This is a genomic window from Bacteroidota bacterium (genome assembly GCA_016718825.1).
Classification (GTDB): Bacteria; Bacteroidota; Bacteroidia; order J057; family JADKCL01; genus JADKCL01.
The window spans coordinates 81154-104058 of record JADKCL010000030.1; the positions used below are offsets into that span (position 1 = coordinate 81154).

14 protein-coding genes are annotated in these 22905 nt (G+C 49.0%); 3 read left to right on the forward strand and 11 right to left on the reverse strand.

Annotation, left to right across the window (positions count from 1 at the left end; genetic code table 11):
- Nucleotides 1–15: 15 nt before the first annotated feature.
- The 10 genes from IPN95_23830 to IPN95_23875 form a co-directional block, all read right to left on the reverse strand.
- Nucleotides 16–5550 (reverse strand): hypothetical protein, encoded by a 5535-nt coding sequence (locus tag IPN95_23830; protein MBK9452396.1) that lies wholly within the window; start codon nucleotides 5548–5550, stop codon nucleotides 16–18.
- The gene (locus IPN95_23835; protein MBK9452397.1) at nucleotides 5550–6053 is read right to left on the reverse strand and encodes a hypothetical protein; all 504 of its coding nucleotides are present in this window, start codon (nucleotides 6051–6053) and stop codon (nucleotides 5550–5552) included. The genes IPN95_23830 and IPN95_23835 overlap by 1 nt, the downstream gene beginning before the upstream one ends.
- A gap of 5 nt (nucleotides 6054–6058) precedes the next feature.
- On the reverse strand, nucleotides 6059–11338 hold the full coding sequence (locus IPN95_23840; protein MBK9452398.1) for a S8 family serine peptidase: 5280 nt from the start codon (nucleotides 11336–11338) through the stop codon (nucleotides 6059–6061).
- A 1990-nt stretch (nucleotides 11339–13328) separates the two neighbouring features.
- A complete protein-coding gene (locus IPN95_23845) occupies nucleotides 13329–13685 on the reverse strand; it encodes a hypothetical protein (protein MBK9452399.1) in 357 nt (118 codons plus the stop codon).
- A 61-nt stretch (nucleotides 13686–13746) separates the two neighbouring features.
- Entirely contained in the window at nucleotides 13747–14544 is a 798-nt protein-coding gene (locus IPN95_23850) for a hypothetical protein (protein ID MBK9452400.1), read from the reverse strand.
- A 269-nt stretch (nucleotides 14545–14813) separates the two neighbouring features.
- A complete protein-coding gene (locus tag IPN95_23855; protein ID MBK9452401.1) occupies nucleotides 14814–15119 on the reverse strand; it encodes a hypothetical protein in 306 nt (101 codons plus the stop codon).
- Between the two features lie 563 nt (nucleotides 15120–15682).
- Nucleotides 15683–16015: a helix-turn-helix domain-containing protein gene (locus IPN95_23860; GenBank protein MBK9452402.1), complete on the reverse strand. Its 333-nt coding sequence runs from the start codon at nucleotides 16013–16015 to the stop codon at nucleotides 15683–15685.
- A 165-nt stretch (nucleotides 16016–16180) separates the two neighbouring features.
- Nucleotides 16181–16516: a helix-turn-helix domain-containing protein gene (locus IPN95_23865; GenBank protein MBK9452403.1), complete on the reverse strand. Its 336-nt coding sequence runs from the start codon at nucleotides 16514–16516 to the stop codon at nucleotides 16181–16183.
- A gap of 309 nt (nucleotides 16517–16825) precedes the next feature.
- Nucleotides 16826–17044 (reverse strand): hypothetical protein, encoded by a 219-nt coding sequence (locus IPN95_23870; protein ID MBK9452404.1) that lies wholly within the window; start codon nucleotides 17042–17044, stop codon nucleotides 16826–16828.
- Nucleotides 17045–17079: 35 nt separating this feature from the next.
- Entirely contained in the window at nucleotides 17080–18582 is a 1503-nt protein-coding gene (locus IPN95_23875; GenBank protein MBK9452405.1) for a MarR family transcriptional regulator, read from the reverse strand.
- A gap of 399 nt (nucleotides 18583–18981) precedes the next feature.
- Between IPN95_23875 and IPN95_23880 the strand changes: the two genes are divergently transcribed.
- A complete protein-coding gene (locus IPN95_23880; protein MBK9452406.1) occupies nucleotides 18982–19203 on the forward strand; it encodes a hypothetical protein in 222 nt (73 codons plus the stop codon).
- A gap of 67 nt (nucleotides 19204–19270) precedes the next feature.
- On the opposite strand, the gene IPN95_23885 is transcribed toward IPN95_23880, so the two are convergent.
- Complete coding sequence (locus tag IPN95_23885; protein ID MBK9452407.1) at nucleotides 19271–20521, reverse strand: site-specific integrase; 1251 nt, start codon at nucleotides 20519–20521, stop codon at nucleotides 19271–19273.
- Between the two features lie 199 nt (nucleotides 20522–20720).
- On the opposite strand from IPN95_23885, the gene IPN95_23890 reads away from it, so the two are divergent.
- Together IPN95_23890 and IPN95_23895 are read left to right on the forward strand one after the other, a co-directional pair.
- A complete protein-coding gene (locus IPN95_23890) occupies nucleotides 20721–21767 on the forward strand; it encodes a hypothetical protein (GenBank protein ID MBK9452408.1) in 1047 nt (348 codons plus the stop codon).
- The coding region (locus IPN95_23895) for a type II restriction endonuclease subunit M (protein MBK9452409.1) at nucleotides 21728–22905 on the forward strand (1178 nt) is incomplete at its 3' end. The genes IPN95_23890 and IPN95_23895, both read left to right, overlap by 40 nt.

The window sequence follows — 22905 nt, forward strand, 5'->3', positions numbered from 1 at the left end:
TGAATGTTACTGATTTTAGAGTGATAAAAGGTCAAACGTCACTACTTCTGAATCGAACGCACCATAAGCCTGCCCGTTCCACAATTTGAAGAGAAACTTGAAGTAGAGGCTGGAATTCACGGGCAGGGACATCGTATTGTCCGTATTAGTGACGAATATGTTGGCATTGTCCTTGGAAAAGATGCATCGGTAATCGGCAAAAGGGCCACCTTGCACGGAAAGTGACAGTGTTTCTGTCAGGTCCAGCGCTGGCATTTTCGGATCGTTGAACGGTTCTGGGTTGCGCACCAAGATGCCCAAGACATTTCCAGTAACGGAATTGCGCACAATGTTGAATTCTGTAGTCAAGGCGGGTGGCAATGCTACCATTTGGAAAGCACCTTCCATCAGGCGGTTATACGGATCTGCAAACGCCTGCATAAAAGGGTGATCCAGTGCCATCATACCCGCAAGAATGTCAGTTGCCACGACGATTTGCGTGGAATTGTCAAATGCTTTCACAACATCAAAGACGGCGATTTTCAACACTGTAGGGCCTGGCCCAACCAATAGCTTATAACTGTTCACTTGATCCTTGAAGTCGCTGTAACGAGATGTTTGGAATCCATACCGATGAACTTCGTGGACGACATGGTCAAGGTCGGAGTCGCGCTTGTAGCGGGAGTTGAAGATCGCAGTGTACAATTTCAGGGGTTTCAGGGCGGGTAGGGAAAATCCCGAATGCACGCCCATTGGCTCGATGATTGTCACCGAAGTGCAGGGCCCTCCATTCGCATTCATATTATTCAGGAGCGTCACCTCTTGGCCCACTATCGGGATGGAATCGTCTAGCCAACTGGCAACCACAGGCAATATCTGAGACAATGATGGATCAGGTGCCGGGTCTTTCACAAGTACTTCCAAATTGGACCAAATTTTCTCTTTCCCTGCATAAGCGTCCCAATCCGCAAACATTTCATATACATAAGCTTGGACATAATACAGGGACAGCTTCGGATTTAGATAAAACAATGGCTTGGCATTGATCAATTGTCCGTCTGCATTGGGGTAACATTTCGGAAAATCGAGGTAATGCCGCAAACGAGAGAGCTTGAACTCATCCTCCCTGTCTGCATCCAGCAGGGCTTGGTAATCCAGCCGAGCCACTTGCGCCCCGGTAGCATCATAATATTGATGGAAATGCCCAATTGGTCCCGCAGTCTTGAAAGCCATCACATAAGCGTGCTCGTAATTGGCCAGTGACGGAAATGCTGCGGGGTTGTTTTCATAAGCAAGATCGTCACGCGTAGAAATGCGAATCGCAAAATGCGTATCAGGCCGCCAAATGGGCTGGATCGATCCTGAAAACCCGGCGATCATGGAATTGTTTTCCGCTTGCACTTGGGTAAAAGTTGGTAGCGTTTGATTGTAAACCGCAGCCGTAAATTCCTGATAGCAAACCAAATAAATATAGGCCGCGCAATCGTGCGGATCATCTTCCGGGTTGGCTGGGTCTCCTATGCAACCAATGGGAGAGACCACAACCTTGTCCACAGGAGCGTTCAGGTTCGAATAGGAAACCACGCCCGGGCTGCCAACATAGCTGTAATTGTCTGTGATCAAGATGTAGCCGTAAATCGCCATGCCACTGCCGTCAGTGCCAATGACCTCTTTGCGGTAATAGGAAACCTTTGCCTGGTCGGCGAAGGCTTGAATCGTCAATTCAACAAGAGGAGTGCTTGGATTGAAGAAAATTTCCAATTGTGAACCTTCTGCAATGCGGAGGCCTCGCCCAAAGCCACTGAATGCCATGGGTGCAATCGCACCATCGACTCCAATGATCCTAAACACGATGTCGCCATAAGCAATCATTTGATTGCTTGACACTAATGGGTTACCAGCAATGTTGATACCCATATCCACCCTAAAGAACCCTTGGAATTCTGTACATGTTCGGTTGAGCTGGGCTGGTGTGCAAAAAATCGTTTGGGTCGTGATGCCCAAATCCTCGGGAATGATGTCTCCCGATCCTTGGGAAACAAAAGACAGCGGACTTTGGGCCAAGATCCTGAGCTTGTTGTGGAGATTGGGTTGCTCGTACTGCCAATAGCCATCTTTGAGGTCGTTTAAAGGTGCAGTCACAAAGGGTGCCACCGCTAGGGGGGTAGCCGCATCATAGATGTCATAATCCAGCCAAGTCATTGTAACTGGATCATAATACTTGATTTCCACGGTGTCGAGTCGGTACTCATGCCGCACGCGGTCGTGCTTGCCCCGTTGCGGTGCAACAAAGTCCATGTAATGGGAACCCATGGTGTTCCCGCCAAACCTGTCGCGCACCGTGAGTGAGGGCAGCAGACCCTTGACAAACTCGATGTCGATGAAGCTGTCCATTGGAATGATGTAATCTTCCAGTACCACGGGATTTGGGAAAGTGTTTCCATCTGTCACAAGCAGGGGAAAGGTCTCCCGCGTCTGGATGTTCAGCGCCTTGCCCGATTGGCTCAGGTTGTCGTTGAGCAGCGCGATTTCCGATGTATCGTGTTGGTTTTCAAAAACCCAAGAGAAATTGAATTTTGCGCATCGCTCCTTTTTCAAGATCATCACGCAAACTTCCAATGATCCTGTCACCGTAAACGGTTTAGGAGCCTCCGCCGCAAGGTTGGTCCTGGCACTGAGGTTGAAACCAAACCCAAATGCAGACAATGCAACATTGCCACCCAACTGGATCGAGCCGCCAATCTGTTTGGGCTTGAAACTCAGTTGGCCCTTGACATCCAAATAGGCGCTCAAGTCCGCTTTGAGTGGGCCAAATTCCTTGTGCAAGGCGTATGAGGAACCCGCCCCAGCCCTGATGCCGCTCGATGCGATCATCATGTAGAAATAGGAATTGAACAGGTCAAAGAGCCGCGCCTGAATCCTACGGTTTTCAGGTGTCTCACGCCCGATATTCACATACCAACTGGTGGAATTCCCAAAGAAGAAGCCCAATTCAATCACACCTTCAAGCGTTGCAATCTTGCCGATCTTCGGGCCTGAATCCGGGATTTTGTAGTTTGCACCCAATCCCGCCTCAATCGACGTGCTTGTGATGGCGATGAGGGCAAAAAAAGGCGGGTCTGTGGCATCGTTCAGCCCAATCCGCTTTTTCAAGATCGCCGCCTGCCCTTGCAACAAAAACACATTCGGCAGCGAGAGCAAGAAAAACAGCTTGCTGGAAAACGTCTTGCCCGCATCGTAAGCCGTCGCAAGCGACACGCCAGCGCCGAGGGAAAATCCATCCTCCTGGCTGAACTTGTCGATTTGGATGCCTTCCTTAAAAGTGCTAGGCACCTTGGCCTTGTAATATTGCCACCATTCCGTGTCATCGCCCAAGAAGGCTTTGGACTTTGAAGCCACATAACGTTGCCCCACCAATGCACGAAAGCCATAGATTCCCAGCCCCGTCGTGCCAAGCAAGATCGGACTAGAAATCTCCAGCCCGACATCTACAATGAAAGCAGGGACCTTTGGATTCAGCCGCATCGCAGCGCTGCCACCCATTTTCAACTTAGGCAGGGTGAAATCCACGCCACCAGCATATTCCGTACCATCGCCACCATTTTCCGGGTTTTTCATCGACAAGAAGCCCTTCAAGAGCAAAGCCGCCGTTGCTGGTTTGGCATCGCCTGGAATCACGATGTCGATGGCGATGCTCTGGATGCGGAGGAAATAATGCCGCTCACGTCCGAGACTCAAATTGTCGTCGGTTGTATAGTAAAACGTGACGCCGTTGCCTGATACATCCACGCCGCCAGGCCCCGTGTCAATTCCGCCGTCAAAGGTGAAGTATTTGTATTGTCGTGTTTCTGGGAGCAGGGAAATTGTATTCGTATGCTCCTGCTCATGGGAGCCCAGGCCGATGGCGGTCACGCTCAATTTTACGGGGCCGACTTCCAAGGAAATCGCCTTGGGCAATGTGATTTTGCCTCCCTTGATCTCGATTTGGCCGTCTTCCCAGATGATGAGTTTGGTGATGTCAAACTTGTCTGGCAAGAATTGCCCGATCGGCGGAGCCAACGCTTCAAAATCTATCGCCCCAGAGACCGCAATATAAAAGCGGTCGTCTTCGCGCCCGACTTCAATGCTTTTCAAGTTTACTGAGAAAGCACCAGGAACTTTGATCAGGGTAATCCCTTGGTCTTCCGAAGCCGTTACGGAAAAATCCCCTTCGGGGCCAAAATGTACCCTAATATCGATCTTTGCATCGTTGCCCAAACTATCCTTGAAGCCAGGAATCACAAGATAGCCCTTGACATTTGACCCGACAATCGCGTTTTGGTGAAACCGAATATCAAATGACGTGAAGCAGGCCTTCAATTTGTCTCCAAAGGTCTTGAACAGGCCTGGGCCACTGGTTTCCAATCCAATGGTGCCAGACAAGCCCCCTGTGCCGATCAGCAAGTTTCTCCCAACGATTGCGACGCCCACGGGATTGATATTGCTCGCATCGTTTTTGATGAAAGGGGGTAGGCTGATCGCGCAATCCTGTATATACACTCCCATGAAATCGTCGGGTCGCCCGTCCAACGTGGCCTCAGGAATATTGGTTTTGCGGCTGATGTCAAGCTTCGCGCCAAGAATTTCAATCCCCAAGGGGAGGTTCCCAATCTGGGAAGGATGGTTTAGGCTTGCCGATACATCTGCATTGTAGCCGATCCCCGTTTCCGTGCTAAATGAAAACGTCTCACCCGTGGTATTGGCAAAGAGCAGCATCGACCTATCCGTTGCTGGCAACGGGACTCCGCCGCTGTCCAAAGATGCCGTAAGTGGGGTGAGAAATTCCCTGGGGAACTCGATACCCACGCTCAGATTGAGTGAGGCATTGATACGGGGCGTCACCAAGTTTAAGAGGTATTCCTTGGTAGGAACTTTGAACAGGCTTGAGAACAATTGATCCAACTTGGCATGTGTGTTGCCCTCGTCGAGCGCATCCAAGATGTACAACACAAACACCGCCACAGACACTCCCGGCACCGAGGGCGCATTCTTGATCGATGTGACGACCTCCTGGGCTGGATGAGGACCTGATGGATGGGGTATAGTCGCAGTATATAGCCCATTGACATCATCGACAAATTTGTTGATCGGGATGGGCGCAGTGATAAAGATTCCGAGCACACGGGTCACCAATTCCGCCTCCGACAGATTCAAAATCTGCAACGCCAACTGGAAGAATGCCGCAGGCGTGAACGCAAAACCCGACAGGTCAAACCTTCTGAGGTATGCCAATACAGGCCATTCGTAATGCATCTTGACGGGAAACTCCGAAAAATCACCCGGCACAAAGCTGGGATTCAATACCAACTTGATGCCGGTGCCTGGTAGTTCAAGATCCAAGCGTTTCTTGCTCATCAAAGACAAGCTATAAAAAGCACCGTCTCCACGCGCACTTTTTGACACTTGTAAATCCTTGTAATACAGATCGTCGAGCAAGCTGCTAAGGCCTGTATTGACAAAGTCCAACTGCTCTGGAAGAAAATCGAGCTGTACAATCGAGGACAAGGGTGGGTAAAAGACTGGCACTGGCATTATTTTTCTTTTTGCAATGGTTTAACAAATTGTATCGGGATCAGGCGATACCCTAGGAACATCCCTTCCTTCTCTCTCTCCGGGTGTTCTTCGCACCATGCCGCAAGCAATGCCTCATCGACAAAGAAATCACCTTTTTTGAATTGCAGAGATACGATGGCATAACTTCGCGTGTCATAAGCTGGGAGATTTTTTACACTGATTGTCATCCTCTTGCGTTTCATTTCAAGTTTGACAACCAACTCTGAATTTGGCCACATACCTGCAGAAATGTATCCCTCCCACTTTTCTATTGGCTCCGTTAAGTCAATTCGTCGATCATACATATTCACGATTGAATAGGAAGCAATGACTGTAGGTTTTCGATCAGGGGATACCGCTTGCTTTCCCTTAAGAACCCGAACGGCAAACGTCCCACAGCATACCTGAGAATGCAAAGTTGTGGACACACCCCCTACAAGGATCGTCATAAAAATAAAGAATGAATTGTATAGTATTTTCATAGAAATCAAGGTTTGTTTCCGTCCAAAATAATCTCAGTTGTTCGTTCGATAAGGTGCTGGAGGCTTTCCAAATCCAAGTGCATGGGACTCGGATAACCACGCTGATCTCCGCCGTCGGGACTCATCAAACGTGGCACTGTCAAATGGCCAGTTTGGAGTGTGGCATTGAATTCCCCACGTAGCCATGCTGTACGATAAAAAGCTTCATTGGGAAAATAATGCCCCGCAGAGCCATATTTGCTCCTGATATTTTGAGGGTTTGGATGTTGTGTCGGTACAGGGCCTTGAAGCCTAAGATCACCAATAAGTTCTACCTTGCCTATCCCATCCGGCAAACTTTCAAACCCTTGTCCATCCTTTACAATGTCTTTATATTCAATCTCATTATAGTAACCGAACGCAGGCCCTTGCCCAGCGGTGTAATTGAAGATATTGTTGTAATACAGTGAAAATTCGATCTGTTGAATCGTCGTTCGCGTCTTCAAATCCTCTAATGGAAGAAACCCTTGATTTAGCAATCGCTTGAACTTGGCAGGGTCTAGCGAAGTTTCAAAGAAATCGCTGGCTTCCTTCAATCGGATGCTAGGCAATACCAAGGGGCTTCCTATATTGTTATTGTCTGAAAATCCACCTCGACTCTTGCACGCAAAACGATCGATCATAAAATCGCCAGCATAGCCTTCTCCCAGCGTAATCACCATGTCTGGAGCTAGGTCTATCGTATGTTGGGGATCGTTGCCATCAATGCACTTCTTGAAAGCAGTTTCAATCACTCCCAAGTCGTTCTTGCCATCAAAATCGGCGTACCGATTGGGAAAGACAACAGACTGGATGAACACAGACGTTGCGCCGTCCACATGTGTCGTGCCATGCAAGGCAAGGGCGACTGCTGCGGACGAATTGTTTCGCAAACGAAACAGCGTAAGGCTGTTAAGATCAAACCCAGCAATTAAGATTCGTTTGGCACCTGATGGAGCCGTGGAGAAATCAATCGAATCGTATCCCCGTGTCACGCTCTCAAACAGCGCCAGGACTTCACTTTGCCCTGTCCCACCTGGCGTATTGAGCAAATAGCGATGGCTCTTGAGAAGCACAGCCATTTTGATTCGGGTCCAGTACAAGATGCGATCGTCGGCATTCGCATAATTGTTTTGTTTGGCGATAAGGCGGGCACGCTGAAGCGCCTTTGCTGGCTTATCGCTAATCGCAGCCTCGATGGCCACCTGTGCATTCGCATTGTTTGGAATGGCGAGAAGGTCGGCTTCAAACCCTGCTATCAAATCGACCATCTCAGGGATGCCTGACAATAAGCCCAAATTGTCAAAGGCAACAAAATGATCCTCGATATTGCGCACAGGCAACTTTATTCGGCCGTCAGCCGTACTGGTGTTCACAAGTGATGTCGTAGCGAGCTCTAGTATTGTATGTTTGGTGGTAACATCAAACTTTCGGCTCACAATCGCATAAGGTCCTCCAGTATTTCCAATCAAGGAGCCTTCGATCATCAAATTGTCCTTGGGTGAGATCAGGTCCACAATATTCCCTCCGATTAGTATCTTGTTGCCGACTGCAACTTCACGGATGGAAAAATCCAGTGTCGATCTTTTTTGGATGATTCCTTGCCCCTCCTCAAAGGTGCGCGTGTAAGAGACAGGAAGTGGCTCTGCAGCAGAGAAAGCACTGCTAAAGCAAAGCAGATCATCAGTCGTATAAACATGGATGTCTGTCGTAGGGTAGGCGACTTGAGCAGCACCCGTACTATCATAACCTTGCAAAACCACCTGAAACTTCTTAAAATTGGACGTGATAGCCACATTTAGTAGTTTCAGCATTGTAGGGTAATGCGGACTCAAGCTCGCCCCCAACGTTTTCAGTGTCTGGTACTCATCCTTGCCCAATCCCACAAACAACATGCTCTCAGGCTGTGGCGAACTCGTATCCACAGGCGCAAGGCGCAATGTCCGCACATCCGTGCCGACATCGTTCACCATATCAAATTCCAGATTGAGCTTCTTTGAAACCAGCATTTCCTGAAAGAAGCTTGGCAACTTGCTATACCCTCCAGTCATGCCCTTGGAGCGTACAAATTCATCGGCAGACTTGAAGGCGGCAACTGCGTTGGCAAAGAACAGCACCCGGCCTGGGTTTGGGCCTGCGCTTACTTCCCCTTCAAACACCACGCCTCGGTCGGAAGCATAGCCAAAATTGCGCGTGCTGCCGTCGATGAACTTGCGGGCCTGTGTGGCCACCCAACGCACCTGGTCAAGCCCGGTTGACCAAAAATCAGCAACTTCCAATGGCCCAAAACGGTTGTCATAGAGGTTTTCCGTTGGAAGTGCTTGTGGAATGCTTGCCCAATTGGCTCCATTCTCTTGCAAGCCTAGTTGCAATTTGATGAGCCAAGCGACATTGAGCTTGTCATCTGGCCCGCCACCCACCGCGAGGACATTGGGATGCGTGAATCCCAACTCTTCTGTATGTGTATTGGTGGTGAGATAGAGCGCATCCCCCTCCACAAAACATTCTTTTTGCAGTAGGTCTGGATTTACAATGTCCCCATGCTCCACATACAAGATAGGCTTTGTATTGTGGCCGGTACGCACCTTTAAATAGACTTGATTGAGCGCATCGACATTTACGATAGGCGCACCCGTATTGCTGCGAATGAGCAACGGCCAATCACTGCTCTGGTATTCTTGCGCTAGGAGGCTACCTGTCGCGATGCCAATTTCAATATTGTCTCCCGTGCCGCTGCTTGGATGGTGACCAAAGAAATTGTAGGAGTTCCCGATTTCATTGCGCACGTCCACATATAGGGTGTTTTTGGACAGGAAGGGAGTCAATACTTCATTGTAGATGTCTTCGGGCTGAATCTTTACCACATTTCCCGATACATTTTTTTGAGCATAGCCGTGTTCCCGCACATGCAAGCCATAATATGCTGCAGGATCCAAGAAGTTGAGGATTTGTTCCCGCATTGCTTTACGCTGAAAGGCATCGGTAATCCCTGTCAAATCCACGGCGTGACTCGCTGCACGGACGTAATTGAGGTCAGGTTCAAAAAAGCCTTCCTCCAAGACGAAATCAATGCCCGCCTCATTGGCAACGGTAGAGAAATGTCCCAGTGCCATACCCTTCAAAGCTGGCGGCAGTTGGTAATCGGGATCGGGATTGAAGAAATATTGCTCCAGCACAGTCCCTGAGGCCTGATTCAGAGAATCAAAGCCCAGCGCCTTCGACTTAAAGGCGACACCTACGCCATTCAAATCTTCGTGAATGCCCCACAACCAAGCGATCCACTTTGAATTGGTGGTAGTATTGTGCGGCACCACCAAGGCCGCATTTGTACCGTCTATAAAATCAGAGCGCATCAAACCGCGATAGACGATATACTTAACGGGCGTAAGGCCGCCGATCCCTTGATTCAAAGGCTTCAAGACCATGTTCACCAAATTTGCATTTGCTCCCTCCTGCACAAAGACCGTACCATCGACTACGGCATAGGCATTTGTATTCGCAACAGCGGTGAAACTGCTTGTGATGCGAAATATGTCTGTACTGATTGGGCCAAAACCCATACCTGCACTTTGGGTGAGGTTCGCCATGTCTGCGAAGACAAAGGAACGGGGGTAGAGAGGGGGTGGTGTGGAGACATAAGGAATTGGAAGCTGGGCCAGTTCCGTCAAAATAATCTCATGCTCCTCGCGGCTTATGGGCGTCTTTATATTGTGTAAACTGCTTTTTACATTGCCGCGCAAAATCACCTTCTTAAATTGCCTGGATGATTTGAACGTACCTTCAAAGGTGATCTTGGTTTGGGTTCCAGTTGCTGGAATGGCACCTCCTGTAACCACAGGGTTGGCAAAAGTAATCCATCCGCACACAACTCCACTGCGATTTTTCACAACCCAGTTTCCATTCTCCCAATAAATGGTTCCTTCGTCGATGATGTTGCCCGATACATCGAGTCGCTCAATTTCAATATAAGAGTCTTCCGCTTCGATATTTCCGATTTCTATTTCAAGGAGTACCTTGAAACCAGTAATCACTTCGGTTCCGAGGTCATCAACTTCGATATTGTTTTCCAAGACACCGCCAGTGGGCTTTTCAAATCCCCATTCAGCGAATAATATTTCACGGTAGGAGAGGTTGCTGTTCCTTTCGGCACCTACCCCATTTCTTTCTCCATCATGAGGTGATACTTGAACTAGGAGAAAAGTTTTACGATTAATATTGGCAAGAGGTTGGTCAGCAGCATTCCATTGAATCTTTACTAATTTAGCGCTTGCATCGGTTGCATTGAATGCACCTAGAGTAGGTAGAATTTCATCTTCAAGCAATGGCATTTCACCAAGGTAGTAAACAGTATTTACGCCACCATTTGTAGGAATAGCACTGCTTGTAAATTCCTCATCCCAATCAAACGGAAATCGGAAAGGTGTTTGAATAACGGGATCTTGTACCGTCGGTGGTTGTGAAATTGAACCATCATGAAGCGCAATGTAAAACCTCACGTAAGCATCCAGGCTGGAATATCTTGTACCTCGATTCTTAATCCGCGCAAAAATATAATTGTCTTGTCCTTTCTTTGGACCCTCATTTGGAGCATCTTTATCAAAGGCAGGTAAATTCACATATGGAGTCCCATTACGTTTTACCCAGATGTCAGGACTGTGGACTGGGTTCGTGGGAACATGGGTATTAACCGTACCATTATCCCCTAAGTGGTCACGGATCATAAGGTCGCGCTCGTCGTGACGATAGATCCATGCTGCTTCTACTGCCCCAAATGCATCCACTGCACCGTAGCCATACCATTCACTGTGATTAGCTGGCCCGGCCAGAGGATTTCGAGCGTGAGGTGGGTTCAGGTCAACTAGCTCTAGGCCAGACTTATCTTTCCAACGCCCAATTCCTAATGGGCGCAAAGGCACGTTAGGGACTTGAAATCCTGGAGTATTATCGTCAAATTTCTTGGCGGTTGATCGAAGAATGTGGCGAACCTCTATCCACGTGAGTTTTGAATTTGCTGATAAGATAAGTGCCCCAATTCCCGCAACAAAAGGGCAAGCTGCTGATGTCCCGCCAAAAATTGACATGTAATTAGCTGGGCCAAATGAAACCAATGTCCCAATCGAATGGGGATGTTTAGTAAGTTCAACTTCAATTGTTTCATGATCAACAATCGAAATTACACGAAGAGTCTCAATATTTTCTCCTCCCTGATGATTTTGATTATTGGCTGGCGTTAAGAGAATAGCCTTGGGAGGATCTGAAATTATCATTAAAGCAGTGTTCCCGATCTTCAGGTTCTGACTTTGAAATTGTTGATTCGGAACAGGAACCCCAACAGCAGACGCCACAGTAAGGGTTCTCTTCAAAGTCAAACCGATTACATATACATTTTTCGTCAGACTACCAATTGTATAATTTTGGGTAAGGGGATTAATAAAGGTAAGCTGGCTATTTTGGACACTAATTCCATTAATCGAAATTGTTAAAATTTCGTGATTCGAGGTAGCTCCCGAGCTCGGAGGGCTGCCCAATAATATTTGTTGCCCACTTTCAAATCCTAAGACTGAATCAACCGTAATCGTCATATCACCAATCGAGGCATTCGCAACAATATAAGCACTTCCAGCACCAAATTCATCAGCGACTGCAGTAACCTGTTTATTCGCAGGAATATTGACAGAAATAGTTCCGTCCAATAGAAGGAATCGCGAACCTTGAATTTGGAGTATTCGAATGAAAGTGAAACTTGGAGACCCGGGAAAATCAATAATAATATTTTGGCCAGCTGAAAAACCTGATGTATTTTCCAATACAAGGAAATCATCAAGTATCTGCACTGGTTCAGATAACACGGTTCCACAAATAGCTGCTCCACCTGGCATATTCCCCCCTCCAGGAACTCCAGTGGTAGGGATAGCCCAGCTATTGTATGCAACATATTGGCTATCAAATTCAGGACCGTTAGATGGCCCCACAATGTCGATTTGTGGGCCATAACAACTATAGTTCGTTCCCCGTTTGGTTAATCCATCGGTTCCTAGCGTATATGCACCAACATTGATTATTTCGTGCGATTTCGCAAATATAGTTTCACTTTCAGTGGCCGTATTGTGTGCCCCATGAACTGTGGGCGATAATTGATTAGGAAGATGGCCATACTCTCCATTCCCACTTGCATAGAACATTACTTGGCCTCTACCTTCTCTTCCATATACGGTATTAAGATGTACTGTTGCCAAAATTGCAGCTTGTTCCGCTAGAGAAATTCCATTAGGGCTAAAACCGTAACTATTCGTAATAATTTGAGTAGCCAGAGGTGCCTGTAGTGGAATTTGTGACAAGCCTGCTATCCATTTAAGAAACGAAGGGTAATCGGCAGCTAGGCTTGGACAATTCACCAATGCTAATCGGATATTCGGGGCTGCGCCTACTACTCCCTCCGCCAGCCCATTTTCAAGCGGATCATTGTTCACTTGCGCTGCAATTATCCCAGCTGTAGCCATTCCATGAATTGAGGATTGCGCCGAACCAAAGTCGAAATCAGATCGATTAGTAACAAAATCATAGAATCGCTCAATTTTTGATAACCCATTGCTAACTTTCCCCAACAAATCAATATTATTGATCTGAGGGTTAATCGTATTAAGTGCAGGATGTGGGACTGTCCAAAATTCATCAATCGCAGCAACAATAATTGTGGCATCACCATATGTTTTGTCTGAAGCACTACCAATAGGACCCGAAGATATATCTCGCATTTTTTGCCATGCAGCTTTAAGATTGGAAGCAGTATGGTGCCAATGCATTAGATACGTCGATTCTGTCGGATCAACGGAAAAAAATGTAGGTTCGATATGGCTGCTCGGGTATACTTGAATGATACACTTTTCAGTCGAAAGATGATCTGCAATTTCAAACAAATCCAGACCTATTTTTTCCATACTACTTACAAGATGAGTTCTGTTTCTCGCAAGTTTCGAGTTATAATTCAAATGATAGGTTTTAAGTAACCGTTCTAACTCGAGAAGATCGCAATCTGCTGAAATCTCAATTACCAATTTGTCAGAATAATACGATAAACATTTTGAAACATGCCAAGCTTCGCCTACACATTGCACCATGGGGTCCTTTTTGAGAATTTGCAAAACTTGTTGCTTTCCCAATTTTATGTTTTTCCAAGACGCACTTATTAAATCTAACTTGTTCCTCTTTCCTATCTCTTTCTCTCTTTTTTTTGGGAGACCTAAGTTGAACAACACTTCACCTATCCCCATAATCAATTTCTGTTGCCTCTGGCTTGTACACCACCACCAAATACTCAACATCAAGAGCTACGACAATTGCAGAATCTCCCTTGCCGTAAACCCTGTCTTCGCTGCCAGGAAGAACAAAGAATTCATAAATCGACTGCTTTTTCCTCTTTAGATACCTTTTCACTTCCGAATACCCTGGAGCACGAACTAAAATGAGAACATTTCCCTCTGGCAATGACACATAACCACTTCGAAGTGCCTCGCCTTCGATCATTTCACCAGTATCAAACCTCAAGAATATATCAGGGTTTGCAATCACCTTACCATGACTATTGAATACGTGAACACGAAGGTTAATCTTCATTTTTGATATTTTATCTGAGTTGTATTAAGCATCGTAGTATACGATTTCCCCAAAATAATGATTAATAACTCTTATTCAAAAGGCTAGGCGAAAAACAGTCAATAAATTCTGGTAAGAGCCTCATAGAGTCGATAGTTTCAAGAATCAAACTTCCTCCATCTGCGGGGCCTCGACAATAATGGATGAAAAAGTTTGGTGAGGAAAACGACTTAATATAAACCAAGTCGTGCTTGCTAAATAATTCCATATCTCGTGCTTCCAATGGATGATTAGTGCTAAATCCAATTTCGTCAAACACAAATATATTATCATTTGTGAATACGCCCACATACTTTATCATTTCCCGATTTTCTCGCAGTTTGCTAAATAACATGTCCTTTCTCAAACTAACCTTTGACGAATCAACGTCAAAGGCAAAGAGGAACCTTGTATATCCCCTCTTGTGAAGATACTCTGACTGAGCATTGTTCAGCGTGAGGCCCAAACTAGAAGTAAACGAAATGAACTTGTTCCAAACACTGGAATCATTCAAGTTGAATCCTTCAACCATTATACCGATGTAAGGTTCGACCTTTGCCGTTTGCCTTTCTAGAACAGCCTCTTCATCCATATCTAATTGCTCCTTTATTCTATTCGTTCCTTGTAGAAGACGTCCCTCCAAACTACATCCTCCAATGCACAAATCTCCTCCAAGGCTCCCTAACAGCCCCAAAACAAAAATGATACAAAACATCAGCCTAACCATACCATTAAATTTACATTGTCCAAAAAAAAGAGCTATCCACAACCCAAACCCTGCAGTACCAAAAAAGACAACAAATCCCATGCCTACATCTCCATATACGACGCCAAGCCACACTTCTCGATCCCGCCGCATGCCCCTCCGCAACCTATCTATTGCCACTGCTCTCCTTACAAGCAGCCTTCTGAAGGCTGGATTTTGTCATTTTTTGCCCAGCTGAGCAGAAATCCTTCCTCACCCCCATGTAACCGAAGCTAAGCGAAAATTTGCAGGAATGAAAGTTTGTGTTGCACTTTTTTTGCAGCTTCTTATTACCAATGTCAAAGGCTATCTGAAAGCGATGCACACTGCAAGGAACGGGTAAATCCACTCCTACCTAAGGCTACTCAATTGCTGAAAGCAATGGCCGTAATGCGATCAGGCTCGGATTCCAAGTTCTTGCTTTCGGCCATACAGCACCTTTCCGCAAAGCGTACCCGCCTGAGCTTGTCACATTTCACGTACTCGTGGATGCTCCGTGAGATGCGATCCTTGATAGCAGGCGCTGCTATCAACTCATTGAGCCGTGCTTCTGGCTCTACCTCTAGGACACGGTCCCAAGGCTCTGGATTCAGGGGCTTGAGCTTCGCTTTGTTTACCTTGGATTTGTCCACCAATCGGCTCACCTTGTCTGCGATGGACGAATGCCCCATACGTGCCTCATGCGCTGCAATTTTGTTACGCGAAGGTATTGAAGTGTTCTTGCTACCTCTCTTCGGAATGCCTCGTGGCGGCATGTACCGTTCCTTGGCGTTGCTGATGCTCTCACAGCGACAAAGAACTTGCCGCGATGATGCACCCTGGCGCACACGTCCAGCGCAACTCCTGCTCCTCAGCTTCCAGCATTTCCTTGATTGCCTCGATCTCGGCGTTGTTTTTTCGTTGATTTCCTGCCATTTCAGGCGCAAGCGAGTTGTTGCTTGAATCCCCGATGATGCGAATCTAACCCAAAACAAGGAAATCGTTAATGAATGGTTTGGTATGGGTTGAGTCCGTATTCCGTTACAGTTCGGTAAGTATTTCGGAAGTGTTGAATTTGATCGGGTTTCGCAGCGTTTGTCGATTCTTGTTTGAAATGCCCCCATTTCCCTCACAGCCACAAATCCTCCAAGCGAAAGGGGGAAAACCCGTTTCCAGATTCTCCCCCTTCCTGCCTTGGAGCCGACGCACGCCGTCAGTGCGTCGGCTCATTGGAGTCCGCGCACGACAGTAATTTTTAACTTGTCCTGCGCATGGATTGCAGCAGGGCTTTCACCGCCTCATTCGGGATCAGCCACGAGCCTTTCACCCCCGCTTGTTGAATTCCCTCTAACTCGCGTTGGCGCAGCTTCCTGCGCAGGGTATGCTCGCTGATTCCCGTCAGCGCTGCGACTTGCCTCGGCTTGTAAAACATCGGCTCGGCTTCGCCCTGGGACTTGCCAAGCAATGCCTTAATCGTTCCCAACAGGCGTTGCTCCAGGGCGAGGATGTCCCCGACAGTTGCAAGCGTCCTGTGTTCGATGCCGCCAAATCCATTGTCGGCAACGATGTGCAAAGCGTCTTTGTTCATGAGGCAAACGTAAGGCGGCTTTGGGGGCATGTCAAGCACCTGAATTCGTGCCGATGGTCAAAATATGCCGTTTCTGGGATTTGTTGGCGCTATTTGGCAAACGGTTGAACATATCACCAATGGGGTGCATAACTCGGCAAGTGATGTGAATAAGTGGTTGCAGCCTCAAGCTCCCTTTTTCAAGGATTCCACCAAAGCCGCCACGGCATCCCTCGGCACGAGCCACGATCCTTTCACTCCCGCCTCCTGGATACCCGCAAGCTGTCCATCCCGCAGCCGCCTACGCACTGAATGCTCGGTGAGGCCCGTCAAGGCTGCGACCTGTTTGGGCTTGTAGAAGAGCGGTTGAGCCCCGTCGCTTTTGGCCTTGCCCAATATGGACTCGATCTTGGCGATGATTCGGCCCTCAAATTGCATGAGGTCTTCGAGTGTCACCACCATCATCCGCCCGTAGCCGCCAATCCGTTCGTCGGATACACTTTGATTCTGCTCTCTAGTCATGGGGCAAACCTAGGTAGTGTATCAGGGGAAATCAATCCCCCGATTTTGGCTGGAATGTCATAAACACCGCGCTAACACGGGTTTACCGATTTGGTATTGAAATAAACAAGACCGTGTTTGTGATGTCCTATTGTGGGTAATCGGTTTCCTTTTTGTGGATAAATGGGATTTTCGGTAACGCAACACGATACCGAAACCGATGCGCCGGAATGCGCTGACAAACCTCCCGCATCCAGCCAGTAACAGCGTTTGCTGCGACCCCGCCAACCTTATAATGACAGGGCCGCGCATCGCGAATTGCTCGATTGTTCAATGGCCCTCCTCGATCTCAAGCCACTTGTCCTCCACAAAATCCTCAAGATAATGCAACGTCGCCCGCTCGTCTGGCTCATACTCCAGGACGACAATCACGGCGTTCTGGTCTCTGTCAGCCCCTGCGATCACGGCTCGCACGTTGTTTTCGCAGACAAGCCCCGCGAACTCATGGAATGCATCTGTTGGCACATTTAATTGCTTGGTCTTTCCCATATATAAATCGATTAATGGTTTACGTTTCGTGTTCCTCAGTCGCCCCCGCTTTGGTTGGCCCTTGGGTCGAGGACTACCCAATCGAAGGCCGTACCAAGGTGGGCGTACTTGTCGGTGACTTCTTTTCGCCTTTTCACATAGCTGTGCAGCCCGTTTTCCTCCAAGTGCTTGCCCGTGCTATGAAGTACCGCCCCTATGGACTTCGCTAGGTACTGGTATCGGTCCCTAGCCTTCTCGGCCCGTTTGCTGGTCATCCGCATGTTTTCCAGCCATTGGGAAGTTCTGTCGAACCCGTTGAGGTTGCCGGGCGCGAGATACGTGGAAGGGATCGGGATGTACCGCCCTGGCTTCTTTTTGGCCCATTTGTCGGCAAGCCCGATCCTGAGCCAGAGGTTGCGGTAAGTTTCCTCGCCCTCAGCCGCCGTCTTGCAGACGAATTGGCCGTGGAGGAACGCCTTCATCGCATCCAACTGGCTCGTGGCTAGGTAGTCGAGCCGCGACCACAAGGTTCCGACCATCACCGTTAGGAGCCGTGCGCAATGGTCTGCGAACTGGCCCGAAATCGGGGCTTTTTGGGGTGTTTCATCGAAATAGCCCCAATTTCCTTGCTTCTCTATGGGCGTTTTTCCACCGATTTCGCGGGCAGTGCGCCGCGCCCCTCGGTGCTTTTTGGGCTGCATCTGGCCATCTTGCAATCGGGCGTCGCTGGCATCCGATTTTCCGCCAAGGGCGGGGTTGCTGGCCACAACGGCTTTGCTTTCAGCTTTGTTGGCCGTTTTTTCGCGTTTGCTGCTGAATTTTTCCTGATCTTGAAACGGGGGGTTGCTAGCCTCAAGCACTTCCATTTCCGTGTCTTTGGCCGTTTTTTCGACCATCGGGCTTATTTTTCCGCCCTCTCGCAATCGGGCGTTGCTGGCCCTTGTCTTTCCGCCTAGGGCGGGGTTGCTGGCCTCATCTTGCTTGGGGGTGGGGGCTTTTTCTTTTTTATCCCCCGTCCCATCGGACAGTTTATTTTCTTTTTTGAAAGAGCCAGCTTCTAAGGACTGCTGCAAAGTTTCGCCTTCTTCCTCCCAAGGAGCCTGATAGCCAGTATCGTTGTCGAGGATTCCATTCAGGGCCATTTGCCGCCTCCGATGGAGTTCAGGGTGGATAACTAGAATCGAAGGGTCGAACCGCAGCGCGAACTTGTTGCACCTGCCGCGATGATCCCGCTCGGCAACGAGACCGCTTTCCAAAAGTCGGTTCAGGAGGTTGTTGATCGTCCCCTTGGACACATCAAGCTCCGATGCAAGCTCCCCACAGTGCGTCCTGAACGGCGGCAACTCCGTGGTCAGGTGCAGCCACTCCAAGCCCGTGAGCTGATGCGAGTAAAGGCGAATCATTTCCTTGAGCAAATGCTGGTGGGAGGCGCGAAGGACTTTCTTGAGGTCGTAAATCGCCCTCCCGTCCTTGCGCCGCCCGACAACATGGGCCTTGTTGTGGTCGCGGATCGCCGTCTCCACGAGCGGCCACGATGTCTTCCAGTCTATTGCAAACATGGCCGTATGGTCTGTTTTGGTTGTGTACCGATGCCTGAAAAGTAGTCTTTGGTCATGGGGCAAACCTACGTCGGGATTTGGGTGGATTCCAGCCCCTTTCGGCCTGTGTACGCCCTTGCACGCGCTGCAAAGGGCGTTTTTGCCCGTTTTGTACGTGACATGGTACACCAGTATATATGACGTTTAAGATGTGGGGAACGATGGGCGGTTTGTGGAGAAGTCGGATTGGTGGATGTGCATCACGTACATCCGACAAATTGGCCTTGGAATGGGGATTCTTGCAATTTCCAGTTGCCTTCCAATAAATTCCCGTGATCTTCGTTCAATCATTTCAATGCGGCGCCATTTTTGCCGCCGACGAACACCAAACCCAGGAATGACAAGATGATTGACTACAAGATGAAATTGACCGCCCGTGATGCGGTCGCTCACTGCAACGTGGCATTGCCCTCCCTCCGTTGGGACATGGGGACTATCGGGCTTTTCTGCCAGTGCAACCTTGTCGATTCAGCCCACGATGAAGAGACGGGGCAATGGCTCTTGGGGCTTGCCTCCCTTGAAGCACTGCTACATTACCTTGCCTCGGTCAATCGATTGGCCCGCGCCCAAGGCAGGGATTGAAGGATTCGACCTTGGCCACTGTGATCAGGGGACAAGGCCGAATTTCCTTGAAGTAAGCAGATTCCTTTCAAGCCCCTTGCACCTGCACCGCCTCGGTGGCGGGTTTCATCCTCGACATGAAGGCATCCATCTTGGACATTTCGCGGGTCTTTTGCGAATCCACCACACGGGCATAGACTTGGGTGATGGACAGGTTGGAGTGGCCCAAAATGTGGCTAACGACCTCGATGGGCATCCCGACCTCCAAGGCCATGATCGCGAATGTGTGCCGACCACTGTGGAAGGTGATGTGCTTGCCTATCCTCGCAATCTCCATGATCTCGGAGAGCTTGGAGTTCATGTGGCCGTTCACGAATGTGCGACCATGGAACACGCTCCCTGCACCCTCCTCCAAGTTCAGGATCGACCGCAACGGGGTGTTGATCGGAATCCGCAACGGCTCGGCGGTCTTCTTCATCACTATGCTCAGGTAGCTGCCGTGGAAGTCTCTAGGCTTGAGCTTGGCGATGTCGGAAAACCTCAATCCGCAAAAGCATGAGGCAAGGAATTGTTGCAAGCAATGGTGATGCGAGTCCTTGCCACCAAAGGTGTACTTGGTCGGAAGGTTCTCGGAGCGTAACGCGCCGCAATGGTACAGCTCCATGAGCCTCGTGAGTTCGTCGCTGGTGAGGTATTGCTTTTCCACCGTCTGCCATTTCACCTTCTTGAAATGTATGAAGGGGTTGCTTGAGATGTCGCCGTGCTTCGCGGCATGGCTCATGATCTTTTGCAGGTAGCGAAAGATGCTGAGGATGGAATTGGTCTTGTGGTGGCCCTCGGAAAACAACCATTCTTGATACTCCTCAAGCCATCTTGGGGTTATCGCCGCGATCTCGATGTCGGGGTCGTACTTTCTGAGGTTGGCCATGTAGGCGTTGTAGCCCTTCACAGTTCCGCTTGCCCTTTGCGCGGCCTCGCAGTCGCGCCGCCAGATGCAGTAGTCGATCAGCTTGGTCTTGCTGCCAGATGCCATCCGCCTGTCCACCGATGCGAAGGTCACGGCCTCGCCCTTGCCTTGCAGGTCTAGCAGCACCTTGTCCAGCGCGGCCTTTTGGGCTGTTAGGTTTGCCGCGATCTCCCTTGCATTGGGAAGGCCCGACATGTTGAGCTTCACTTGCTGCTTGGCCTTGTCCCAAAACTTGGCGGGGATTGCAATTCCAGTCGGGAATGTCCTTATCTTGCGGTCGATGGTGAGCCGAAGATAGATGGTCTGGGTTCCGTCCTTCTTAACGGTCGCATCTTGGTACGCCGCAGTGGTTGCCGAATGTTGCTGTTTCATAAAGAGTTTTTTTGCATTGTGATAACTGGACACTTCTTAAACGATTCCCAAACAAATCTGTATTTGACATACAAATTTTGCCATCCGTTGTTTCAAGTACAGTGCAAAAAACCCCATTTTAGCCGTGAGGAATGTCCTTACGGAGTTGACGTACACAGTTCATAATCCATTCTCCATTCTCCATTTTCCATTAATCCCCATGCCCGTCCTCACCTCCGCCCAACGCTCCCTCCTCGAAAAGACCGTCATCAAAGCCCGACGCCTCGCCGAGACAGGCGCACGCAACGCCCTCAGAGCCATGGCCGTTGACCACCACGAGCCCTACGCGCACATGGACACCCCCGCACGTGAATTGCGCAACCGCCTGCGCAGCAAGGGGCGCTTGCTCGGGGATACACGCGCCAACGACGGGAAACAGCCGATCGACCACCTTGCCTACGAGCTCGCCTACGAATACTGGCACAAAATGCTCTTCGCCCGGTTTTTGGAGGCCAATGGCTTGCTCATGCATACGAGTTTGGTGCCTGTGAGCTTGGAGGACTGCGCCGAACTCGCGCCGGAAGAAGGCTTCGCCGACAAATGGGATGCTGCGGCTTCCTACGCCTCGCGCATGTTGCCCGCCATCTTCAGGCCCGAGGATCCGCTGATGCAGGTGAAATTTGCAACCGAGGACCGTGTGGCTTTGGAGAGTCTGCTCGATGGCTTGGAGACCGGCATTTTCATTGCAGACGACAGCTTGGGATGGGTATATCAGTTTTGGCAGAGCGAGGCCAAGGCCGCGATCAATGCCAGTGGGGACAAAATCGACGGAGCACGGCTGCCTGCGGTAACTCAGCTTTTCACCGAGCCTTATATGGTGCATTTTCTCATCGACAATACCCTTGGTGCTTGGTGGGTGGGCCGGCATCCGGGTGAGACAGCCCCGGTGGATTTTGCCTATTTGCGGCGATTGGACGATGGTTGCCCCGCCGCAGGCAAGTTTGAGGGATGGCCCGCAACGACCGCCGAAGTCACCATGCTCGATCCCTGCATGGGGTCGGGGCATTTTGTGGCAGCGGCTTTTCCCGTGTTTGCAGCTTTGCGCATGGCCGAGGAAGGCTTGACCAAGGAAGAGGCAACCGCAAAAGTCATCTCGGAAAATCTGCATGGCCTGGAACTCGATGCGCGCTGCACACAGATTGCTGCGTTTAACTTGGCTTTGACGGCTTGGAAATTTTTGTGGAGGCTATGGCATTGCCACCAATGAATTTGGCCTGCAGCGGAGTGGCGCCACAAGGCAAAGTCGAGGATTGGGTGCAATTGGTAAGCAAGGTTGAACCCATACAGGAACGCAGTCGCATGGAAAATGGAATGCGTGCTTTGTTTCAGTTGTTTCAGAAGGCTCCGGAATTGGGGAGCCTGCTTGATCCCTCGACGGTCAAAGCTGACTTGCTCATTGCAAGCTTCGACGAGTTGCGGCCACAATTGATGAAAGCCTTGGGTGCTGAAGCAGATGCAGATCGTGCCGAGCAAGGCGTGATGGCAGCAGGAATTGCCATGGCGGGGATGATTCTCTCCAAGCGGTATGTGTTGCAAATCACCAATGTACCTTATCTCTCGCGTGGGAAGCAGGAGGAGACGATTGCCAAATATTGCAAAGAGCATTTTCCTTCGTCTAGCGGAGACTTGGCAACTGTTTTTCTGGAAAAAATGCTGCAAAGCAATACGTTAGGTGGCATTTCCTGCTGTGTCACCCTACAGAATTGGTTGTTTCTTGGGTCTTACAAAAAATTCAGAGAAGGTCTCCTTTCGAAAAGTTCTTGGAATTTTGTTGCAAAATTGGGAGCAAAAGCCTTCCAGACTCCAATGTGGGATTTTAACGTGATGCTTACAATCATTCAAAATAAAAGGCCATCGAATTCGCATAGTTTTTCAGGCTTAGATGCAAGCACATGTCAGACTGCTGAGACAAAGTACATCGGACTTAAATTTGAAAGTGTTCGAGAAATGAACCAAGCAGAACAAATGAATAACCCAGACTCAAGAATTGCATTCGAAGAGGTTCAAACGAATACTCCATTGGGGGACTTTGCCCAATGCTATCAAGGTCTTCGAACAGGCGATAAGGATCGGTTTTTTAGATCCTTTTGGGAGGTCAATATGGGGAACGGATGGGATTTCATACGAACGACGAATAGCACATTACTTCCGATTGGTGGCATGAGTGAGGTAATATTTTGGGAAGAGGGGTTAGGCCAATTACACCAATTTGCAAGCGAGAATAGAAACAAATTGCATGATATGCATGAATCTGGTAACTCGGCTTGGGGTAGGAGAGGTGTAATAATAAACGAGCAAGCTAATTTGAAAGCAAGTCTATTTTTCGGCGAAAAGTTTGATGCTAG